Below are 22,094 nucleotides of genomic sequence, written 5' to 3' on the forward strand. Positions count from 1 at the left end.
GGATGAAAAAGTCAGTCAGCAAGAAATGGTTCTGTTTGATGGTTGTATTGTCGTTTGCAATTATCTTGGGAGCATGCTCGGGCAACAGCGCTCCGGCGGATAATCCGTCCGGCACCGCTAACAGCGGCCAGGCAACAGGAGGAGAGAAGGAGGAGCTTAAGACCGTTACCTTAAATATCGTATACCCCGGCGATCCGCAGCCCGATCAGGACAATGTGACGGCCGAGCTGGAGAAAAAATTGGCTGAGGACGGTATCCCTGTCAAGCTGAACTATCAATATATTCCTTGGGGCGATTACTTCCAGAAGCTTCCGATTATGCTGTCGACCGGCAATCAGGTGGACATTATGTGGACGGACCCCGCCTTGCTCGGCACGTTCGTCAAGTCCAATTCCATCGCCCCGCTGGATGATGCGTTAGCGCAATATGGGCCGGATATTATGGCTGCGCTGGACTCCAAATATTGGCCGCCCGTTACGGTGAACGGAAAGAAATACGGCGTGCCGGCGGGAGCGCTCGGTACAACAAAGGGCTACTACACCGCTACAATACGCAAGGATCTGCGCGAGAAATACGGGCTGCCGGAAATTCGGACCCTGGACGATCTGGTTGCCTTCGCGGAGGCAGTCAAAACCAACAATCCGGAGATGCTTGTATTCAATGAGCCGCCAGCGGCCTTCCATATGGGAGAAGTGCTGCAAAGCACAAGCCTTGACGGAATTGTGTTCAATTACGAGACCTTGAAGGCCGAAGCCAAGTATGAACGCCCGGACGCAATGGAGGACGCCAGCTTCCTGCGCATGCTGTACGACAAAGGTTATATTGACAAGGACGTGATGGTGGGCCGCGATATCCGCGCTGACTTTAACTCCGGCAAAGCGGCGATTGGCGGCGGCGATGTCTATGAATACAATAACTACTATCGCAATATCGCCGTGGAAGGAGCCGAGGTGGAATTTATCAAGATTTTGCTGACTGAGGAACCGTACATGCCGACCACGACATGGAACTTCCAAAGCATAGCGGCCACCTCCAAAAATATGGACCGGGCGATTATGTTCCTGAACTGGATTCAACAAAATGAAGAAAACTACGATATGATGACCAACGGTTTGAAAGGCGTTCATTTCGACGTTAAAGATGGAGCCGTTGTGGTGCCCGAAGGCGTGGACGCGACCTTGATCGGGTATGCGCCGCCGGAGTGGATGTGGCAAAATCCGCAATTTCTGAAGCCCAAAGCCTCAGATGCTCCCGACTTTATGCAGCAACTGCAAGACTTCGACAAGTCAACTGAACTCATGAGTCCCATTATGGGCTTTAACTTCGATCAGACGCCTGTTAAAACGGAGATTGCCGCGCTCAGCACGATTGAAAACAAATACAAATACGGTATTGCATCGGGCGTGCTTGATCCCGAGGAGGCGATTCCGCAATACAGCGAGGAGCTGAAGAAAGCGGGCCTGTCGAAGGTGATGGAGGAGTTCCAGAAGCAGGTTGACGCCTTTCTTGAATGATAGGAGAGTATATGATTTCCGCGGCGTCTCTTATCCTTGCACCTTGCGGGACGAGAATAGGAGACGCTGCGCGCCTCGACAGACGAGGAGAAAACAGGACTATTAAGTGGGAGGATGAAAATGATGGCTGTATGCAAACGAGCGGCAATAACCGGATTATTGGGCTTGGCGCTACTGTTGTCTTTTGCCGTTGCGGCTTCCGCAAATAACGGCTTTGCCGCCGAATACGTTGCGGAGAGCACATCGTCGATTACCCTTCATCCGGGTGAAACAAAAAGCTTTTGGGTCGAACTCAGAAATACGGGTACAGAGACGTGGCTATTCGGATGGCCGAGCCATGAAGTGGTGCTGGCCCATACGGACAGCAGCTATTCTCATGAAACAAGCTCCATGTACAGCGGCAACAATAGTTGGCTGACGTACAGCAGGCCGGCAGCGCCTAACTATGCGGGCATTCAGAGCGGCGGAATCGGCCGGTTTGAATTCAAGGTGACGGGTCAGGAAGAGATAGGCACAACTCGCATGTATCTGCGTCCGGTCAGGGCGGACGGAACGTTCCTGAACAATCTCGGCATCTGGGTGGATATTACGGTCGTGCCTTACCCGGAACACGCGGCATCCGTCGGATCGCCTGTCGCCAATCAGGCAGCGGTGAGCTGGGCCAAATCCACGGCCAACAACTTCGGTTCCTACCGCATTTACAAGTTTCCGAAAACGTATCCCGCTCTGAAGTATTACAGCGGCGGCGACTGGAGCAAAAATTTTCAATATTTGCCGCAATTGCACCCCTATTATTTGGACCGGACCGTTACGGATGTCAATGCGCTGTCCTATCTCAGCTCGATAGAAGCTGACAAAAGTTATGTGTATATTGTCGATGTCATTGATGTAAGCGGAAACATTATCGCCCGGTCCGAGCAGCTAGAGGCGCGCAATGTGTCCGGATATACCGTGAAACCCCAGGAAAGGGGACAAAGGCTTTATTACGATCCGCAATTGGGCGATTACCGCAATACGGAAACCAGAGGGTACATTGAGAGCAACATGCGCTGGAGCACCGATTCAGCGGAAATATTGCTCAGCCTGAAGACGCTTCCCGAAACCTATGCGCTTGCATCGACGCAGCAGCTGGCCGATTTCGTGAAGGAAAGCATGCCGCGGGGATTGCCGACGCATCGCTGGACCGACTTTATGTATGGACAGGGCGCGAGCGTATATGTCGATCCGCAATTGCGATTTGACAACGGCGTCTATGAGGTGACGGGAGATTTGTCCGTACCGCGGCTGACCTTCTTCGAAAGCACATATGGGTCCAAGGAGCTTGGAGCGCTTCGTTTCGCATACGGCTATGACGGTCTTGAACCGATTGAAGTCGCGAATCCGGATGTCAGGACGGTGGACTTTGATGAAGAAACCAATACGATGCTCGTCAGCTTCTCCAAACAAGAAAATAATGTGCGCGTTCAGTTTGACGTCAGCATTCGTGGAGGAGTAATTGAGGTGGAGGGCAGCCTTACGCCTATTCAAGGCTCCGTATCCAATCCCCGCCTCATTGTCAAAGCGCGCAATGACGACGGCATCGGCGATTCCGACTTTTTTGCATCGGTCAAGCAATGGGGCAGCGATGCGTGGCTGTTGTACGATGACGGCAAAGGTTTTGTTCGGGGCGAGGATTTGGCCAAAAACAACCCGGCCCGTTTCGAAGGCATTTTGCAATCCAACGGCAGCTCTTACTTCAAATACAACGGTACGCTGGCTCAAGGGCAAACCTGGCAGGAATATTTGGAGAAAATCAGATTTGGCTCCCATATGCTGGGAGGAACCGCCGATCATTATGAACCGACGGAATATGATTCCGCGACATATGACAATTATTTGTTCGGACGGCTGATGAATTACGGCTATCCGGTTATGGGACTGGCATCCTGGAGCGTCGGCCACCCGGCGGATACGGAAGCCAAGGTGCTTCTGGACAGCGCCATCGGCATTATGTATCAAAATATGCTGAGCTATCCTGCCCATAACTGGTCTTCCTTCGAGGACAAGGACAACGGCTCTCTGTATTGGGGCGAGCTGGGTCCGCTGCTGTACGGTCTGGCGGTTATGGCCGAGCAGGATTCCGTTACGCTGATCTTCGGCAAAACCTACGAAGAGCTTGCCCAGTTTGTATACGACAGGCTGCCGCCCGCGGCAACGGGGCTGTTCGCAGTCGATAATGATGGTTTGGGCAATGCGATCTACGGCATCCGCAAATTTAAAGGCATTCTTGATGCCAAAGTGGCCAATTACGAGACCCATTTGCTAACCATTAACGAGGCGAACAATCAAGGTTACTACACCACCAAGACGTATTTGGGCTATGCGGACAGGCACAGCGTCGCGGCGTTGAACGCGCTCAGCCACTTCCTGCAGCTGCCGCAGTGGGACACGCAGGACGCCCTGATTATCCGCAATTCGCTGGGTTATGCGGGGATGGGCGAGTCGCAGGCATGGGGCCAGATCGTATTCGACGCGTTGGAGAAACAATACGGCGGGGTGTACCCGATTCTGATCGGCACCGACACGCCGCATGATCATCAGCCTGTTCAATTAACCCAGATCGGCTGGAATGCCGGAACAGCAACGCTGAGTATGAGCTTCAATCGGCCGTTCGAGGAGTTAAGCGTGTATACAGGCAGCGCCGGACTTGCCGAAGTAAGACTGAATGGGCAGCCGCTGACCGCCGGCCTGGAGTATACCTTTGACGAGCTGACCCATATTCTGAGAATTAAGGCGACGAATGAGGCAGTGGGGGCATTTGCCATAGCCGTAACGGTTGATTAGGAGATTGAAACATGAAGCCTAGGAAGAAAGGGACGCTTTGTTTGATTCATCAGGCGCTTTCCGACCCGGACAAGGCACTGATTCGATGCGAACAGCTTGCTCTGGGGCTGATCGGCTTCCGGGTGGATTAAGCGTAGACAGGTTTAAACCTTAGGATCCTGTGCATCCTAAGGTTTTTTGTTTTGAGCATTTTCCCTTGTCCCCATATTCATTTCATAGGATTTATACGCATTACGTCAGGTGCGGCAGGAAAGGAGGATAAACCCGCAATAATGCTTATTTTACATGCACCCGGGCTCTGTTATGCTCAGCGATGATAACAATAACAGGGAGGGGTTATTCGCATGGTTGGTATTAGGTATAGGAAGCAAGCAAAAATGCTGGTCGCTGCAATTCTCGTCTGGACGATGGCGCTTTCCGGGCTGTTGCAAGAGCCGCAGAAGGCAAGCGCGGCTGCGGCAATCACGATTGATTCGCCGGAGAACGGCGCAACGGTAAACAGCGGTACGGTTAGAATATCGGGTACTTATACAGGGCTATATGATATTAAGCTGTTCATTAATGGTACAAGACAGGTGGACGCTCTTACATACGATCCAAGCGGCACCGATTCCGGCACCTGGCATTATGATTTGGATACAACCGGTTATAGCGGAATGGTTCAGTTGAGGGCGCGGGGGCTCGATACGTCGACCCGATACGGCATATGGAGTCCGGATATGCACATTAACGTTAGCAATGCCGCATCGGAAGCGCCGCTTGTAACCATTGCAAGTCCGCAGGAAGGGACTTCGCTAAGCGGCGTCGTGCCGATAGAGGTAGAAGTCCAATCGACGGCTGGCATTAGTCGCGTGGAGGTACGCATCAATGGCGGACCGTGGCAGGAGGCGGGGCAGAATAACGGGCATTATACGTTGAACTGGGATACGGACAGCTTATCCGATAGTATCGTGAGCCTAGAGGCTCGGGCTTTTAACGAGCATGGGGCAACGGGCAGAAGCTTAACGACTTATGCGCAGATTGGGTCAGGCATATATGAAACTGTAAGCGTTAACAGTCAGGACAGAGCGATGTGGATTTGGGAAGCAGCGTCGTATAATATGCTGCTGAATCCCGGCTCCAGAAACGTTCTGCTGGAGATGGCCAAGGATACGGATACCTTTCAATCCGAGCCCGTGAAGGTGTTGTATTTTGCAGTTGGCCCGTTTGCCGGCATGGATGTGATGGAGGACAGACCGGATTTGCTGCGCGATTTTATCGCATGGGCGCACGAGCATGGCTTTGAGGTGCAGGCCTGCATCGCGGGAGGAACTTCACCGCCTTATATGGGGGCTTATCGAGCGTTCCATGACGTAGCGATCGGGCATTTCGAGCAGGTGCTGAACTATAATTTGTCTTCCGACCCGGCCGAACGTTTTGATGGAGTCAACGTAGATATCGAACCTTATATTTCGCCGGATTTTGCGGATGCAAGCAAGTTTTTGCAGGTGGAGTATTTGGAGCTGGTCGAAAAAATGATGGAGAGGCGCGATGCATCCGGATTAAATCTATCGTTCGGACCCGCGATTCCGAGATGGTACGACACATCGGATCGCGCAAAGGATATAACATTCAACGGGGAAACCAAATGGCTCTCCGAACATATTCAGGATATGGTGGATTATATTTCGATTATGAACTATAGGGATCAGGCCGAAGGCTCCGTCGGGCTGATTGAGCAAGCGCAAGGGGAAATCGATTATGCCAATGCGATCGGCAAGCCGAATTCGGTCGTGATCGGCGTAGAGACGCTCGACATTGCCAATAGCGGAGATCCGGAGACGATCACCTTCCGCGAAGAAGGCAGAGCCTATATGGAGTCCGAGCTCGACAAGGTGCACACGGCCTTTGGCGGCAATCCCGCTTTCGGAGGAATTGCCATGCACCATTATGATTCCATCCGATGGCTGCCTTCGCATTGGGGGCCGGACGGAGTGTTATGGATGCCGTCTGACGACTCTGAACCTCCCTCTGTCGTCAGTCGCCAACCCTCCGCGCAGGCTGTTGATTATCAGACCGTAACGTTGTCCTATGGTCGGGCTTACGATAATTCGGAAATCGAAAATTATGTCATATACCGCAGCACAGTGCCCAATTTCACGGCAAGCGCCGAACATGCGATCGGCACGGCCAGATCGTTGTCCTATAAAGATACGGGCCTGCTGCCGGATACGACCTACTATTATAAAGTGGCTGCCGTAGACTTGCGAGGCAATGTAGGTCCTGCATCGGAGCAAGCGGCGGCAACAACCCGGCATACGGAGCTCAAGCCGATGATCGTGTCCTCGATGAAGGTCGAACGGTCGGGGACTGCGGTGTCAGCCGCTATCGCAATCTCCGATTACGCGACCGGAGCGCCGATCGCGGCCAATGTCGAGGGGAGATTTACTTATGCCGGAGGCCGCTATGTATCGGGCCAGACGGGCGGTTCTTCCGTATCCTTCACTTCGGAAACGATTGGCGAAAACCATCTGGCAGGCTTTATGCCAAGACGCGTCACCGCAAGCGGCTATTACTGGGCGCAAGCCTACGACATGCCGCGAGCAGCCAATGTGTATCCGCGCGTTCGCCTTCAGAGCTTGGCCGTAAGCGACGGAGAACTGTCGGAGGGATTCGCGCCGGATCAGTCTCACTACAACTTGCAGGTAGACGCCGAAACAACATCGATTCGTATTACCCCGACCGCGGAGGATGCGGACACCGCGATTCTGGTAAACGGGGTTCCGGTTGCAAGCGGCGCCGCATCCCAGCCTATATCGCTGGGAGAAGAAGATACCATTATCGTTGTGCAAACGACTGCGCCTAATGCGGCTATGGACAGCTATACGATCACCGTACAGCGGTCGGAAGCATCGGTGGACAATGTATTCGTTGCCGTCGAGGATGCGCATGTGCATCAAAATCATCCATCAACCAATTATGGCACTTCGGAATACTTGAACGTTATGGATATCCTGAATGCGGATGGCGGCGGAGATCAGCTTGCCTACTTGAAATTCGATTTGACCGGATATACGGAGCCCGTACAATCGGCGGACGTGCATGTCTATTTAGCTGAAACGCTTCCCAAAAAAGTGAAAATCGATGTCATTGGTTATCCGGGCAGCAACTGGAATGAAAATACGATTGTGTTCAACAACAGGCCGCTGCAAACGCCCCAAGCGCTGGGTACGATGGAGGTGCAGAATGCCGGTTGGTATTCGTTCGACATCGCCTCATTCGTCCAGAGCAGAATGGGGACCGGGGGCGATCAGAAAGTGACCTTGCGTTTCATTATTAACGATATTCCGAATTCCTCCGGTGCTTTGGTCCAGTTTCACTCGCGCGAGCATGCTGACAATCAGCCGTATGTGCTGGTGAATCCATCTTCGGACGCAACGCTCTCCAAGCTTGCGCTAAGCAGCGGCAGCCTTGATTCGCCATTCGATCCCGAGCTGCTGGCATATAAGGCGGTTGTAAGCGGCGTTGATCGGATTGCGGTTACGCCTGTCGCAACGAATAAGCACGCCGTCATCGAGGTTAATGGCGAAACGGTGTTAAGCGGAACCCCATCGCAAGAAATCCCGTTAGAGCTGGGAGAAAATCCGGCGATACGAATAGATGTGACCGCGCAGGACGGCACCGAACAGCATTATACCGTCGAGGTTGTACGGCAAAGCGCAGGATCCGATTATTCCGGGGGCAGCGTCGTAATTCCGATATCATTCGCGGATGTTAAAGTGGCAGAGGGACAAATTCAAGCTACGCCTCACGTGACTTTTACGGAAAAGGATGGAAACGTAATCGGCAAGGTTGACATAAAGGAAGAAGCTGTCCGCCATGCCTTAAACAAAGCGGCCGAGTCTAATTCCGCTCTACGCGGCATGACAGTTGCTGTAGGCGAGCGGGAGAGCGAAGGGCAAGCCGCTGGATGGGAGCTGCAAATGGATCCGGGAGCATTGGCGCGGCTGAATACTGCCGGCTTAACGCTGGAGCTGCTTGGACCGGGCTGGAGCCTGACTATTCCTCTGGAGGCAATGGCAGGTCTGGCAGAGCATAAGAAGCCTATAGTTATTCATATTGCGGATTTGGATGCTGCCGCGCACGAAGCTGCGATAAGCCGGATGTCCTCCTCGCCGCTAGTCCGTTCTGAATTGGGCGGTAGAGAACCATTGTGGCATTCTGATCCTCTGGTTGTAGAAACCAATTTCAGCGGCGAACCGATCATCCTGGCCTTGCTGCCGCGCAACGCCCAGGAACGGCTTCAATATACGAAGCTGGAAGCGGGACTAGGCGTATATATCGAGCACAACGATGGCGACGTTACGTTCCGGCGTGGCACCGTTGTCAATGATTTATCCGGCCAATCGGCTGGCGTGCAAATCACGGTCGACAAATTCAGCATCTTTACGGTCGTTGCTCTTCCGCATAAGCCGGACGCTTATATTAACGGTTACGCGGACGGCACCTTCCGTCCGGATAACAACCTCGCAAGGGCGGAGTTGGCTGTGCTGCTGGACCGCTTGGGGGGCCAGGATCCAAAGGACGATACAACAGAAGGGGATGCTCAAAGTTCGGCGCTGTGGAAGGATGTGGGAAGCCACTGGGCCAAGAGCGCGATCGAGCGTTGGGCCGCCAAAGGATTATTCCATGGTTATCCGGATGACACCTTTAGACCGGATCAAGCTGTAACGAGGGCGGAGCTGGCGACGATCCTGACGCGCTGGAACAATCTTTCCCTTCCTGCGATCCCGGTGCAATTGTTCGCGGATACCAATGGACATTGGGCACAATCCGCGATTGAGGCCGGACATGCTGCAGGCTGGTGGAACGGCTACGGCGATGACAGCTTCCGTCCGGACCAATCCATTACGAGAGCCGAGACGATAGCTATACTTAACCGGGTGACGGGACGTGTTCCGGCAGCCGAACCGCTTAAGCTGCCTTGGACGGATGTCGCGCCGGAACATCCGTTTGCGGGCGATATCGCTATTGCGACAGCAACTGAATAAATGAAATTGTAGCGGAAGGGGATCCGTGTCGTTGTGCGACATGGATCCCCTTTTATGGTGGCCTTTTTGGTGGCTTTTTTTTATCTTTGACAAATCGCCAAATAGATAATATCTTATAAAAAGAAAGATCATATCATTAATGAAAGCTAGGATTGCGAGGCCCTTATGAAGAAGCTGGCTCACGAAGAGATACTAGAGCAATTGCAAGAGCGAATCCGCTCCGGAGAATGGAAGCCCGGGGAACGTCTGCCGACGATGCAGGAATTGGCGTCGCAATACAAGCTCAGCCTGACGGCTGTGCGCGAGGCGCTGCGCCTGCTTGAAAGTCGAAGGATCGTTAGCATCGAGCATGGCAGAGGGATTTTTGCCTGCAACGATCCTGGACTGCTCGAGGATCCAGTAGCGCCAATCAGAGGAATGGAAACCCGTTCACTGCTTGAGCTGCTGGAAGCACGTCTCGCGATCGAACCTGAACTGGCGGCGTATTGCGCCAAACGATCGTCCGGGGCCCAGGTCCGGTCCATCCGCGAATTGGCGGATCTGATGGAAGACCAGATCGGGCGGGGAGAGGATCACTTCGCTACGGATGTTCAGTTTCACCAAGAGATCGCGGAAGGCGCCGACAATCCGTTGCTTGCTCAGATGCTGTCCGTCGTGGCAGACCTGTCGGCGCAAGGAAGGAGGGAGACGGACAAGCTGCCCCATATGCGGGATAAAGCCGTCAGCTATCACCGGCTGATCGCGATCGCGATACAGGAGCGGGATGCGGAGCAAGCGCGGGCGTTAATGAAAGCCCATATTCAAGATATGATCAATACCATACAATCGAGAGGATGAGGAGCTTGAAAATTACTAGCATGGAGTTATTCATCGTTCCACCGAGATGGTTGTTTCTAAAGATCGATACGGATGAAGGGATTGTCGGTTGGGGAGAACCGATCGTGGAAGGCAGAGCTCGCGCGGTAAAAGCAGCCGTCGAAGAATTGAGCGGGTATCTGATCGGCAAGGATCCCCTCGCCATCGAAGATCACTGGCAAGCGATGTACAGAGGCGGATTCTATCGGGGCGGTCCCGTGCTCATGAGCGCCATCGCGGGGATCGACCAAGCGCTGTGGGATATCAAGGGGAAATTCCACCAAGCCCCGATCTATCAGCTGATGGGTGGAGCCTGTCGTGATCGCATGAAGGTCTACTCCTGGATCGGCGGGGACCGTCCTTCCGATGTCGGGCAAGCCGCATTACGCGCGCAGTCCCAAGGTTTTACCGCCGTTAAGATGAACGCGACGGAAGAATTGCAATATATCGATTCCTATATCAAGATCGATCAAGTTCTGGAGAGAGTGGCTGCGGTTAGGGAGGCTGTCGGCCCTTATTTGGGCATCGGGATCGATTTCCATGGCCGCGTCCATAAACCGATGGCAAAAATTTTGGCAAAGGAGTTGGAGCCTTTCCGCCCGATGTTCCTCGAAGAGCCCGTGCTTCCAGAGAACAACGAGGCGCTTCGGGACATTGCGGCCGTTACGCATATCCCGATCGCGACCGGCGAGCGGATGTTCTCGCGTTGGGATTTCAAGAAGCTGCTCGCGGACGGCTATGTCGACATTATTCAACCGGACTTGTCGCACGCAGGCGGCATAACAGAATGCAAGAAAATCGCGAGCATGGCGGAAGCTTACGACGTTGCCCTTGCGCCGCATTGTCCGCTCGGACCCATCGCGCTGGCTGCTTGCTTGCAAGTGGACGCGACTAGCCATAACGCGTTTATTCAGGAGCAGAGCCTGGGGATTCATTATAACCAAGGCAATGATTTGCTGGATTATGTCGTCGACCCGTCCGTATTCGAGTATGTGGACGGATGCGTCTCGATCCCGGACGGTCCGGGACTTGGCATCGAAATCAACGAGGCGCATGTACGGAAGATGGCGGAAATCCGGCACGACTGGAAAAATCCGATCTGGCGCCATCAAGACGGCAGCGTGGCCGAATGGTAACGTCTAGATTTTTATTTTTAGCAATACATTCGTCCCTCTACCCGGCTTCGAGGTCAGGGTGACTCCCGCGCCGTTATCGCGGGAAAATAAACGAAGGCGCTCGTGCACGTTATAGAGTCCGTAGCTTTCGACTTTGTTGTCGGGAGATGGAGGTTCGAGAAGCTGCGCGAGACGTTCGGGAGCCATGCCGACGCCGTCATCCCGTATCTCGATCGTTAGCCAGGGTCCTTCGAGTTTCGCGGATATGTCGATGGTTCCCCGCTTCGGCCGTTTCATATGGATGCCGTGCAGAACCGCGTTCTCTACAATCGGCTGCAAGGTTAGCTTTGGAAGCCGACAGGACAGCAACGTCTCTTCGACTTCGCAGAAGAGCTCAATGCCGCTGTCATCCCGAGTGTTATGAATGTGCATATAGGATCGAATCAATTGAAGCTCTTCGGCAAGCGTAACCACATCGCTGCCCTTGTTAAGACTTAGCCGGAAGTAGGTGGACAGAGCCTCGATCAAGTCGCTGATCTCATCGGCTCCCCGGCGAATGGCCATCCAGTTCATGCTGTCCAGCGTATTGTACAAAAAATGCGGATCGACTTGCGCCTGAAGCGCTTTTAGCTGGGCATCCCGTTCGTGCAGCTTGGAGCGGTATGACTCCGCTGTCAGGTCATGCACGGTTTGCACCATGCGCGAGATCGCGCTTTCGAGCTGCCGCAAGTCGCCTTTCGGCCTTGGCAGGCTGCCATCGAAATGCGCGGAACCTTCGGCTTTGAGGGTACGGTTCATGTCCCGAACCCGCTTGGCCAAACTTTCGGCTGCCGCCGCGAACGCAAGCACCAGGAAAAAGATAAAGACGATGGAGCCGATCCCGAGCAACAAAACCGCTGACACTTTTGTCAGGACGACGCTTTTGCCGGAAAGCTCGGCAGTCGGCAGCTTTGCGACGATCGACCAATCCGTGTTCGGAATCCTGCGATAGAGGAAGGAGGTTGTCCCCGGCTCGTCCCGGAAACTGCCTTCCTTCGATATCGTTAACTGTTCCATCTGGGCGGCGGTCAGGTCGGCGGGCTGTCCTAGCCTGGCGGCATCCTGATGCGAGACGAGTCGGCGATCGTCGTCCACGACAAACACTTCTTGAGAGGACGACAAGGACACTCGACTTAAAATCTCCTGAATCATATTCACTTTGACGTCAACCGACAGCACGCCGATAACCGACTCGTAATGAAGCGGATCGTGCAGCATGCGCACAGCTGATACAACTTTGGCATCCGACTCTCCGAGATAGGGTTGAAGATAGGTCCCGCGCCAATAATTGCCTCCGTTGCGCGCAATCACGTTTCGGTACCAGGCGGCTTCGCGATCCAAGTCGTGCAACGAAAAGAAATGAATGTCTTCTCTCGAATACGTCAGCCTCGGGTCGACGAACAGGCGAATCCGGTGAATGCCGCGATTTCGTTCCAAGCTGACAAACAGTTTCTCGAGCTCCTGGAAGTCCTTGAACTGTTCGTATGCCGGTTTTGTGGAACCGCTTAGATACTGAGCGATCTCCTGATTGGCGATTACGCTGTCTGAGACGCTCGCGACGTTATCCAGGCCATTGGAGATATTGTACTCTGCTTGATTTAGCGTCTGCAGCATCGAATCGCTCATTTCCCGTTCGATGATGCCGGATGTCTGTTGAAAATAGAGAAGAAACAACAGGCAACCGGGAACCAGGACGACGACGATGTAAATCGCTATCGCTTTTTTTGTGATGCTCGCTCCGGAATAGGCCCGCAAATATCCCTTTAGCCATCTCCAGCCGTTCATAGTCCCCGCTCCCGGAATTCGCCGGGCGTGTAACCGGTTTGCTTCTTGAACAACTTTCCGAAATATCCCGGATCTTTGTAGCCAACCGCATAACAAACATCATACAGTTTGTTGGCGGGATCGGCCAACAGCGCCTTGGCGGCGGCAATCCGCGTCTCGATGATGTATTCGTTCAGCGTTCTCCCCGTCTCCTGTTTAAACAGCAGGCAGACATAGGTCGTGGTCAAGTATACGGAAGCGGCTATTTGGGCGTTCGTCAACTCTTCCGCATAATGCTCTTCGATATAACGGCAAATTTGCGCCACGACGTTGTGCGTTTTATTTTTGCGCTTGTCCGATATTTCCGCATAGGTCAGATTTAAATGACGAACGGCTTCTTCGCGAAGCTCGGCTACCGTCTCAGCCGATACGATCGCCTGCCATAACCGGAGCTCGCCGTCTTCCAGACTTTCGGCGGGCAGGTTCATCTCCCGCCGCAATTCGGCGCACACCGCCAGAAGCTGAGCCCCTGCAATCCGGGTCCGGAAGATGGCGTTTGTTTCCTCGCCGCCTTCGAACGCTCTTTCTGCCGCCAGACGCAGGGCATCCCGATCGGATCCCTTTAACAATGCGGCAATTTCTTTCGGTTCGAGCTCCTCGCCTCCCCCGTTGGTACGGGCTGAGGGATTGTAGATGAGTCCATCCATCGAGATAATCTGGTTTTTCCCGACATACCATTTATGCTCCGAAGCCCGTGCGGCCTGACCATAGGCGTTTGGCAGCTCCTCCCAACGTTCCGCCGCCGGTCCTACTCCGATCGTCACTTCAAGCTTTAACAGCCGGTTGATCTGTTCCTTGACTCGCTGAATCAACGCAAAGAAGCCGTCTTCTTCGTCATCGGAGGCGAAGTGGACGATGCCGGCGTACTCCCCGGTCCGTACCTCGAACGCATGTCCTGGATAACGTTCGTTCAACACATCCTCGATGATGTTCAACAAAGCAAACGCTTGCAACTGTCGTTCTTTCTCCGGCAGCGCTCCGATTACTTTGCCGTAATCGTCTATACGGATGGCAAAGACGCCAAGACGGAATGGAGAAACGGGCAGCCGTATGCCAAGAAACTCGAATTTATTCCTTAACGCCTCCAAATCCCTGGCCCCGTCCAGGACGAGAGCGGCCAGATGCCGTTCCCGCAGAAGCGGGATGCTTTGGTTCAGCTTCATTTGCAGCCCGTTCAGGCGCTTGATTTCTTCTTCTTCCGCATCCAGCTTGTCGACGAGTCGCCGAAGCAGCTCGGTCAGCTCGCCCAGACGCACAGGCTTCAATAAGTAATCGACGGCCTCAAGCCGTATCGCCTTCTTTAAATAGTCCAGATCGCCGTAACCGCTAATGAACACGAACTTCGCCGGATGACCTTCTTCAGTGAGCCGTTCGGCCAGCCCGATTCCGTCCAAATGCGGCATCCGCACGTCTGTCAATACGATGCGGACGCCCTTTGTTTCGCGGATCTCCCGCAATGCCATTTCCCCGTCTTCGGCTTCCCCGGCCACTTCCAATCCAAAGGCAGACCAATCTACGCATTCCCGCAGACCGGAGCGAACGGAGCTTTCATCGTCCACGATAAAGAGCTTGTACATTTCATCATTCCTCCCGAACGAGTTAAAACTATACAGTAGCACCGTAAAATCGTAATCCGCTCCTCTATAACCGATCAAGGATAGCCGTTACAATTTGTTCAAGGGGAAATCACTCAACCCCATTGTAAGGCGAATCCGAAAATGGTGTAAACCTTTTTTCGTCTGACCGCCGAAATCGAAGAACGCGTCGCCGTACCGCGGACGGCGGCGCGAGTATGACGGAGGGGATGGTAGAAGATGAAGGAGTCCGAAGCAGTGACGGGACCACTTCCGCCTTCGATGGCGGCAGGCCGCCGCAAGCCGGACGGCCAACGATTTTGGCGCTATTTCCGGATGAATTACGATCTTTATCTGATGTGCTTGCCGGGACTGATTTTCCTGGTCGTGTACAAATTTGTTCCATTGCTTGGCTTATCGCTGGCTTTCAAGGATTTTAACCTGTTTGCGGGCAACAACATCATCGATTCGATCATGGCAAGCCCTTGGGTCGGCATGAAACATTTTAACCGCATTTTTGAGGACGAAGCTTTCCTGAGGGTCATCAGTAATACATTGATCATCAGCTTGTACAAGTTAGTGTTCCTGTTTCCGATCCCGATTCTCGTCGCAATCTCGCTAAACGAGCTGAGAATCCGCTGGATGAAGCGCTGGGTACAGACGATCGTGTATTTACCGCATTTCCTGTCGTGGGTCATTATTTTCGGCCTGTTCTATTCCTTGTTCGGCTCCTACGGCATGATCAACAAAGTGATCGAAGCCGTCGGCGGCCAAAGCATCAGCTTTTTCTCCGATTCGTCATGGTTTCGTTCCCTGCTCGTCTTTACAGAAGGGTGGAAGGAAACCGGATGGAACACCATTCTGTTTCTGGCGGCAATGACGGCCATCGACCCGCAGCAGCAGGAGGCGGCGCTCATAGACGGGGCAGGGCGTTTTAAACGAATCTGGCATATTACGATTCCCGGCATTATGCCAGTCATCATGCTCGTCTTGGTATTGCGGTTGGGACAAATTTTAAACGCCGGCTTCGAGCAGGTTCTGGTCATGTACAATCCTGCGGTGTACGATGTCGCGGATATTATCCAGACGTTTGTTTACCGGATTGGACTCGGGAAGATGGATTTCAGCCTTTCGACGGCTCTTGGCTTATTCGAATCGGTTATCGCATTCATACTGGTGTACTCCAGCAACCAGGCCAGCAAACGGTTTCTGGGAAAAAGCATCTGGTAGCCCGGGAACGGGAGAAGGGAGAACCATTTCATGAATTCTATTCGCAACCGATCGGACCGATGGTTCGATGCCGTCAACAATGTGCTGATCGTCGTTGTCGGGCTCATCTGTCTATTGCCCTTCCTGCATGTGCTTGCGAAGTCGTTCAGTGATCAAGCGTCCGTCATGGGAAATAAAATTACGTTTTTCCCGATCGGCATGCATCTCGAAGCGTTTCGTTTCGTGTTTGCGCATACCCGGTTTTTCGAAGCGCTGCAGGTGACTTTGCTCGTTACGATCATTGGCACGGCGCTCAGCCTGACGATTACGATATTGGCAGCCTATCCGCTATCCAAGCCCGAATTCAAGGGACGCAAGCCGATTCTGCTGCTGTACGTATTCAGCATGCTGTTTTATGGCGGCATCATCCCGGGTTACATCCTGATGAAGGAGCTGGGACTGCTCAATACGATCTGGGCCATGATTGTTCCGCTGCTCGTCGTGCCGTTTAACCTGTTCGTCTGCAAAACGTTTTTCGAGGGCATTCCGGAAAGTATCGAAGAATCCGCCAAGATCGATGGAGCAACGAACTTGCGAATCTTGCGATCGATCGTGCTGCCGATATCGTTGCCGGTCATCGCGACTCTAGGCATTTTCTATGCTGTCGGATACTGGAACAATTATTTTCATCCGTTGATTTATATCAGCTCGGTCGATTTGAAGCCGCTTCAGCTGTTTTTGTACGAAACGATTGCGAACACGGAGGAGCTGTTGCAGGAACAGCCGGATACGGTCAGGCTCAGCATGGCGCCCGAAGGTTTTCGCGCTGCGACCGTTATTTCCTCGATCGTACCTATATTATTGGTATATCCATTTCTGCAGCGTTATTTTGTGACGGGGATGACGCTCGGATCGGTTAAAGGTTAGGTTTTGAGGCAAAGTGCCTTACTATAAAAAACAGGGGCTACAAAAAGGGAGGCTAATCATCTATGTTATCCAATCGCATGAAATGGATGAAAGCAGCAATTGCAGGGATCGCGGCATTAACCGTGCTTGCGGGCTGCTCGGGAGGAACGGGGCAGGAAACCGGTCAGGGCGGAACGAGCCCATCGTCTTCGTCTTCGCCTTCGGCGGACACCGGAGGAGCAAAGCCGAAACTGGAGGTTCTTGCTTTTAACGTCGGTTTCGACCCGAACAACGATCCTGTCGCCAAAGACATCGAAGCAACGACGGGGTATAAGATCAACTATACGCTTTTGCCTAAGGATAATCCGGAGGAAAAGCTTAATATCGAGGTTGCGTCCGGCGCGAACTACGACATTCTCACGTTAAACCCGCCGCAGTTTTATACGCTGGTCGCCCAAGGCGCGCTTCAGCCGATCGGAGATTTGGTCGACCAACACGGAGCGAACCTGAAGGAAGGAATCTCGGAATCTTCCTGGGAGCTTGGCAGATACAACGGAGAGTTGTACGGCATTCCGCAGAAAAACGAACGCGCTAACATTGAGCAGACGATGATCGTGCGGCAGGATGTGCTGGATGAGCTTGGTTTGAAAACGCCGGAAACGCTTGACGAGTTCTATGAGACGCTGAAAACGATCAAAGCAAAGAAGCCGGATATGATTCCGCTTACGGGGAACGGAATGAACGTCCCTATGGTCTGGAGCGCGTACGGCATCTATACGGCGTGGTCCGAAGTGGACGGACAATTGCTGCCGCGAATTAAGCACCCGGCAATGGAAGAGTATTTTGCCTTCATGAAAAAACTGTTCGACGAAGGTTTGGTCGATAAAGACTGGCCGATCAATAAATCGGCCCAAGCCCAGGAGAAGTTCATCAGCGGTCAGGCGGCGATGATCTCGGGCGACTGGAATCTGGCCTCGAATATGAACGATGCATTTAAAACGAACGTGCCCAACGGCAAAATGGGTTACATCTCGCCTTTGCAGGGACCTGACGGATCGGCCGGCGTGGAAATGGCCGACAAGCTGATTTATGTGCATGCGATTCCGAAGTCCTCTAAAAATGCCGAAGAAGCGATCAAGTTTATGGACATGAAGATGGAGAAAAACAATTTCACGTTTCTGACGTTGGGCGAAAAGGGTGTTACGTTTAACGAGGAGAACGAAGTATATAGCCCGATCATGCCGATTTTTACGGAAAAACGAGGCAGCGCGTACTTCTTCCTCAACGGCATTCGTGAAGTCGAGTATGCGGAAATGTGGCTGGCGCGTCTTCGCCGGACGCCGACTTTGTTCGAAGCTTTTAATGCTATTAATAAGGATTTCGACAAATATGCGAAAGTGAATCCGATCGCGTTTATGCCGCCAATCGAAGCCGTCGGCAAAAACTTGCCGAGCCTGACTCAAATGGAGAACGACTTCTTCCTGCAGGTGCTGCTCAGCGGCGAGAAGGTCGAGAACTTCGACAAGTTCCTCAGCAAATGGGATTCGTCCGGAGGCAGCGACGTAATAAAAGCGATCAACGACTGGTACAGCACAAAAAAATAGAGAATACGTTGCACTTGGAAGGAGCGGCATGAAAATGAATTATATTGAAGAAACGGCCCGGCGCATTCCCGTAACGGCGGAACCTGATGTGCTCGTCGTAGGGGGAGGCCCCGCGGGAATCGGCGCGGCGGTAGCCGCCGCCCGCAACGGAGCAAAGGTATTGCTGCTTGAGCGGTACGGATTCGTCGGCGGCAATTTGACCGTAGCAATGGTCAATCCGATGTTTACGTTCCATGACGTTAACGGCAATCAAGTTATCCGGGGCGTAGCCGGCGAACTGGTTGAACGGCTGGTAAAGAAAACGGCCTCTCTGGGCCATGTCACGGATTTGACGTTTGATAATGCTTCGATGTCTCCGTTCGATCCGGAGGGCATGAAGCTCGTGTTGTTCGAAATGCTGAAGGAGGCCGGCGTCGAACTGATGCTGCATACCACGTTCGCCGACGCCTACGCGGAAGACGGCAGGATCACCAGCGTTATCGTCGAAAGCAAATCAGGACGGCAGGCGATTCGGGCAAAAACGGTAATCGACTGCTCGGCGGACGCCGACGTCGCCGCGAGAATCGGCGCTCCTTTCGTCAAAGGACGGGAGTCGGACGGGGCGATGCAGCCGGTAACGCTGTTCTACCGGGTGGCCGGCGTCGATGTTGGCCGGTTAAAAGCCTGGATGAAAGAAAACCGGCAGCTGCTCAAAGATTCGCCGAGCGACGAAGAGATAGACGCGCAAAGCGCGCTGGCCTTTCTCGGGATGAAAGAAATTATTCAAGCGGCGGTCGATCGCGGGGAGTATCCGAAAGATGCCGCGCCGCGGATTCTGATGTACGAGCTTCCGCGAGAAGGTCAATTCGCGGTGAACTGCACCCGCCTTCAAGGCATCGACGGTACCAATGTCATGGACCTGACGAGGGCCGAGATCGAAACGCGGCATCAGGCGTGGGCTGTGACCGAATTCATGAAGCGAAACATCGGCGGATTCGAGGACGCCTACGTGCTCGATACAGGCGTGCAGGTCGGCGTTCGCGAAACGCGGCATATCGTAGGGGATTACACGATGACCGAGGAAGACGTGCTGAACAGCCGAGCGTTCGAGGATGGCATTGCATGCGGCACGTTCGCCATCGACATTCACCCACCGGAAGGAGAGCAGCAGGTGTTTACCGGTTCGGGGAAAGCGGTCTACGAAATTCCTTACAGCAGTTTGCTTCCCCAAGGAGTCGATAATTTGCTCGTAGCCGGGCGCTGCATCTCGGCGACGCATAACGCGTTTGGTTCGGTTCGCGTCATGGCGACGGCAATGGGCATTGGGCAAGGGGCCGGAACCGCGGCGGCTCTGGCTGTTAGCCAGAGGCTTAACACTCGGGAAGTTCCAGTGGCGGATGTTCGAAGGTTGCTGATCGAGCAAGGGCAATACCTGCTCGGGGTCGAAGGCGTGGAGGACCGGGTCGACGGCGGCTTGCGCCTGACGAAGACGGAGGGATCTGGCAGCACGGCGAGCCACCATAATCCGTTCGCGAAAAAAAGCGGCGGCCAAGGGGAGGACAGCTAGATGAAGGCTAGTGTTACGGTGAACATGCATGAACGGATAGGAGAGATCACCCCTTATATATACGGTCAATACTTCGAACATCTCGGTAATTGCATGTACCCGTCCGTATGGGATGGAGACTCGCCCAGGTCGGACGATCAGGGTTTGCGACAGGACGTCATCGAGGCTGCCCGGGAACTGGGTGTACCGGTCATTCGATGGCCGGGAGGCTGTTATGTCGACCTGTACGACTGGAAGGACGGCGTTGGCCCCAGCGGGCAGCGGCCGGTTCGTCCGAATTGGCACTGGGGCGGCATGGAGTCGAATCGGTTCGGAACGGACGAATTTCTGAGCTGGTGCGAGCAAGTCGGCGCCGATCCCTATGTAAACGTAAATCTGGGAACAGGTACTTTGGTCGACGCTTTGCGCTGGATGGACTACTGCAACGGCTCAGAAACGGCGGATGCACTGTGGCGCAAGGAAAACGGACGCGAGGAGCCTTATGGCGTCAAGCTCTGGGGCATTGGCAACGAGACATGGGGGGACTGGGAGGCAGGTAATCTCGGCGCGGATGAATATGCGGCCAAGCTGGCCAACTGGGCGCAGTTCGCCAAGAAGTACGATCAACAGCTGCAATTGCTTGGCGTCGGGTCCTACGAAGGGAACGACGAGGAGTGGGACCGGAAGGTCATCGAGGCCGCGGGCAAATATCTCAGCTATTTGACGATTCATATTTATGGCTGCTCCATCGACCGGGAGAGTTCGGACGAATATTATCCGATTGCCTTTACACCGGTGTATTTCGAGAACCAGTTGCGCAAGATGATCAGCACGCTGGATACGACGCTAAGCAGGATGCATAAGAAACCCGAGCACCCGATTCGCCTATCCTTGGACGAATGGAACATTCGCCATTACGAAGCGAATCCGTCGGGCAAGGAAGGTTATTCGCTCAATCGCAACAGCCCTCGCAATCTTCAAGACTCGATATTCGCGGCGGGAATCTTTCATGCGATGATCCGGCTTAGCCCGCATGTGGGCATGGCGAACTACGTGTTCCTCGTCAACGGAAACGGCATTATGAACGTGACGGAAGACGCCGTCATTAAGACGCCCCTGTACCATCTGTTCAAGCAATATCGGGAGTGGATGGTAGGCGAGAGCGTGAGCGTCGATGTACAATCTCCGTCGCGTCTGACGCCGGTGCCGCAAGTGAGCAATCCGGAATACAGCGCAGAGCTGGAGCGGAAGCATCAACCTGTCTCCTCGCCTTATATCGACGCCGTAGGAGCCATCGGGGAAGATGGAAGCTTGCGCGTGGCGATCGTGAACCGGCATCTGGAGGAGAGCTTCGAGCTTGCGCTGGGCATTCCGGAAGGATTCGAAAGCATCGCGTCCGTCTGGTCGCTGCATCATCCTAATATTCACGCTTCCAATACGCCGGAGGCTCCGGAGCAGGTCGTTCCCGTTACGCGCGATGCTGTATCCGTCGAAAACGGGCTTCACGTTTCCGCTCATAGCGTGATTCTGCTTCGGTTCGAGAAAATTTAAGTCATTATGTTTGCAAGAAAAAGGGGGTTGTCCCAAGGTGTTCGCATGATCGGGGAACGTCCCCATTTATATGTGAAAGGACCTCGATTTCCACTGTAAAGTGGGAGATGAGGTCCTTTTTTTCGTTTTATTAGGAAATGAGGTAACTCCAGAGCTTGCAGCAATGTGCTCGAAATTTCATACACATTCGCATCAGCTGCGCCCCAATTGCAGCATTGTACTCGAAATTTCATACACATTCGCATCAGCTGCGCCCCAATTACAGTATTGTACTCGAAATTTCATACACATTCGCATCAGTTGCGCCCCACTAGCAGCATTGTACTCGAAATTTCATACACATTCGCACCAGTTACGCGTCTACAGCACCATTGTACTCGAAATTTCATACACATTCGCACCAGCGCGCCTCTACAGCGGCCATTGTACTCGAAATTTCATACACATCTGCATCAGTTGCGCCTCAATTGTAGCATTGTACTCGAAATTTCATACACATCTGCATCAGTTGCGCCTCAATTGTAG

General features: G+C 53.5%; 12 protein-coding genes. 10 read left to right on the plus strand and 2 right to left on the minus strand.

Going from position 1 to position 22,094, the window contains the following annotated elements; genetic code table 11:
• Nucleotides 1-2 precede the first annotated feature (2 nt).
• The 5 genes from B1748_RS25460 to dgoD all read left to right on the plus strand — a co-directional run bounded on the left by B1748_RS25460 (nucleotide 3) and on the right by dgoD (nucleotide 11,358).
• On the plus strand, nucleotides 3-1,514 hold the full coding sequence (locus B1748_RS25460; RefSeq protein ID WP_087570752.1) for an extracellular solute-binding protein: 1,512 nt from the start codon (nucleotides 3-5) through the stop codon (nucleotides 1,512-1,514).
• A 120-nt stretch (nucleotides 1,515-1,634) separates the two neighbouring features.
• Nucleotides 1,635-4,337, plus strand: a complete 2,703-nt coding sequence (locus B1748_RS25465) for a hypothetical protein (RefSeq protein ID WP_143810386.1) — start codon at nucleotides 1,635-1,637, stop codon at nucleotides 4,335-4,337.
• A 344-nt stretch (nucleotides 4,338-4,681) separates the two neighbouring features.
• Nucleotides 4,682-9,367 carry an S-layer homology domain-containing protein gene (locus B1748_RS25470; protein ID WP_087570754.1) on the plus strand — a complete coding sequence of 1,562 codons (4,686 nt, stop codon included), beginning with the start codon at nucleotides 4,682-4,684 and terminating at the stop codon, nucleotides 9,365-9,367.
• A 165-nt stretch (nucleotides 9,368-9,532) separates the two neighbouring features.
• Entirely contained in the window at nucleotides 9,533-10,204 is a 672-nt protein-coding gene (locus B1748_RS25475) for a FadR/GntR family transcriptional regulator (protein WP_087570755.1), read from the plus strand.
• Between the two features lie 5 nt (nucleotides 10,205-10,209).
• Complete coding sequence (gene dgoD, locus B1748_RS25480) at nucleotides 10,210-11,358, plus strand: galactonate dehydratase (protein WP_087570756.1); 1,149 nt, start codon at nucleotides 10,210-10,212, stop codon at nucleotides 11,356-11,358.
• A 3-nt stretch (nucleotides 11,359-11,361) separates the two neighbouring features.
• On the opposite strand, the gene B1748_RS25485 is transcribed toward dgoD, so the two are convergent.
• Together B1748_RS25485 and B1748_RS25490 are read right to left on the minus strand one after the other, a co-directional pair.
• A complete protein-coding gene (locus tag B1748_RS25485) occupies nucleotides 11,362-13,161 on the minus strand; it encodes a sensor histidine kinase (protein ID WP_087570757.1) in 1,800 nt (599 codons plus the stop codon).
• Nucleotides 13,158-14,777 (minus strand): response regulator, encoded by a 1,620-nt coding sequence (locus B1748_RS25490; protein ID WP_087570758.1) that lies wholly within the window; start codon nucleotides 14,775-14,777, stop codon nucleotides 13,158-13,160. Before B1748_RS25490 ends, B1748_RS25485 begins: the two co-directional genes overlap by 4 nt.
• Before the next feature lie 237 nt (nucleotides 14,778-15,014).
• Between B1748_RS25490 and B1748_RS25495 the strand changes: the two genes are divergently transcribed.
• The 5 genes from B1748_RS25495 (at nucleotide 15,015) to B1748_RS25515 (ending at nucleotide 21,569) form a co-directional block, all read left to right on the plus strand.
• On the plus strand, nucleotides 15,015-16,004 hold the full coding sequence (locus B1748_RS25495) for an ABC transporter permease (RefSeq protein ID WP_256975926.1): 990 nt from the start codon (nucleotides 15,015-15,017) through the stop codon (nucleotides 16,002-16,004).
• Nucleotides 16,005-16,034: 30 nt separating this feature from the next.
• Nucleotides 16,035-16,910 carry a carbohydrate ABC transporter permease gene (locus B1748_RS25500; RefSeq protein ID WP_087570759.1) on the plus strand — a complete coding sequence of 292 codons (876 nt, stop codon included), beginning with the start codon at nucleotides 16,035-16,037 and terminating at the stop codon, nucleotides 16,908-16,910.
• A gap of 62 nt (nucleotides 16,911-16,972) precedes the next feature.
• Nucleotides 16,973-18,493, plus strand: coding sequence for an extracellular solute-binding protein (locus tag B1748_RS25505; protein WP_087570760.1), 1,521 nt, complete (start codon nucleotides 16,973-16,975; stop codon nucleotides 18,491-18,493).
• A gap of 34 nt (nucleotides 18,494-18,527) precedes the next feature.
• Nucleotides 18,528-20,039 (plus strand): FAD-dependent oxidoreductase, encoded by a 1,512-nt coding sequence (locus B1748_RS25510; RefSeq protein WP_218781658.1) that lies wholly within the window; start codon nucleotides 18,528-18,530, stop codon nucleotides 20,037-20,039.
• Nucleotides 20,040-21,569 carry an alpha-L-arabinofuranosidase C-terminal domain-containing protein gene (locus B1748_RS25515; RefSeq protein ID WP_087570762.1) on the plus strand — a complete coding sequence of 510 codons (1,530 nt, stop codon included), beginning with the start codon at nucleotides 20,040-20,042 and terminating at the stop codon, nucleotides 21,567-21,569. It begins immediately after the preceding gene.
• Nucleotides 21,570-22,094: the final 525 nt, after the last annotated feature.

It is taken from the genome of Paenibacillus sp. MY03, from assembly GCF_002165585.1.
GTDB classification, from domain to species: Bacteria; Bacillota; Bacilli; order Paenibacillales; family Paenibacillaceae; genus Pristimantibacillus; species Pristimantibacillus agaridevorans.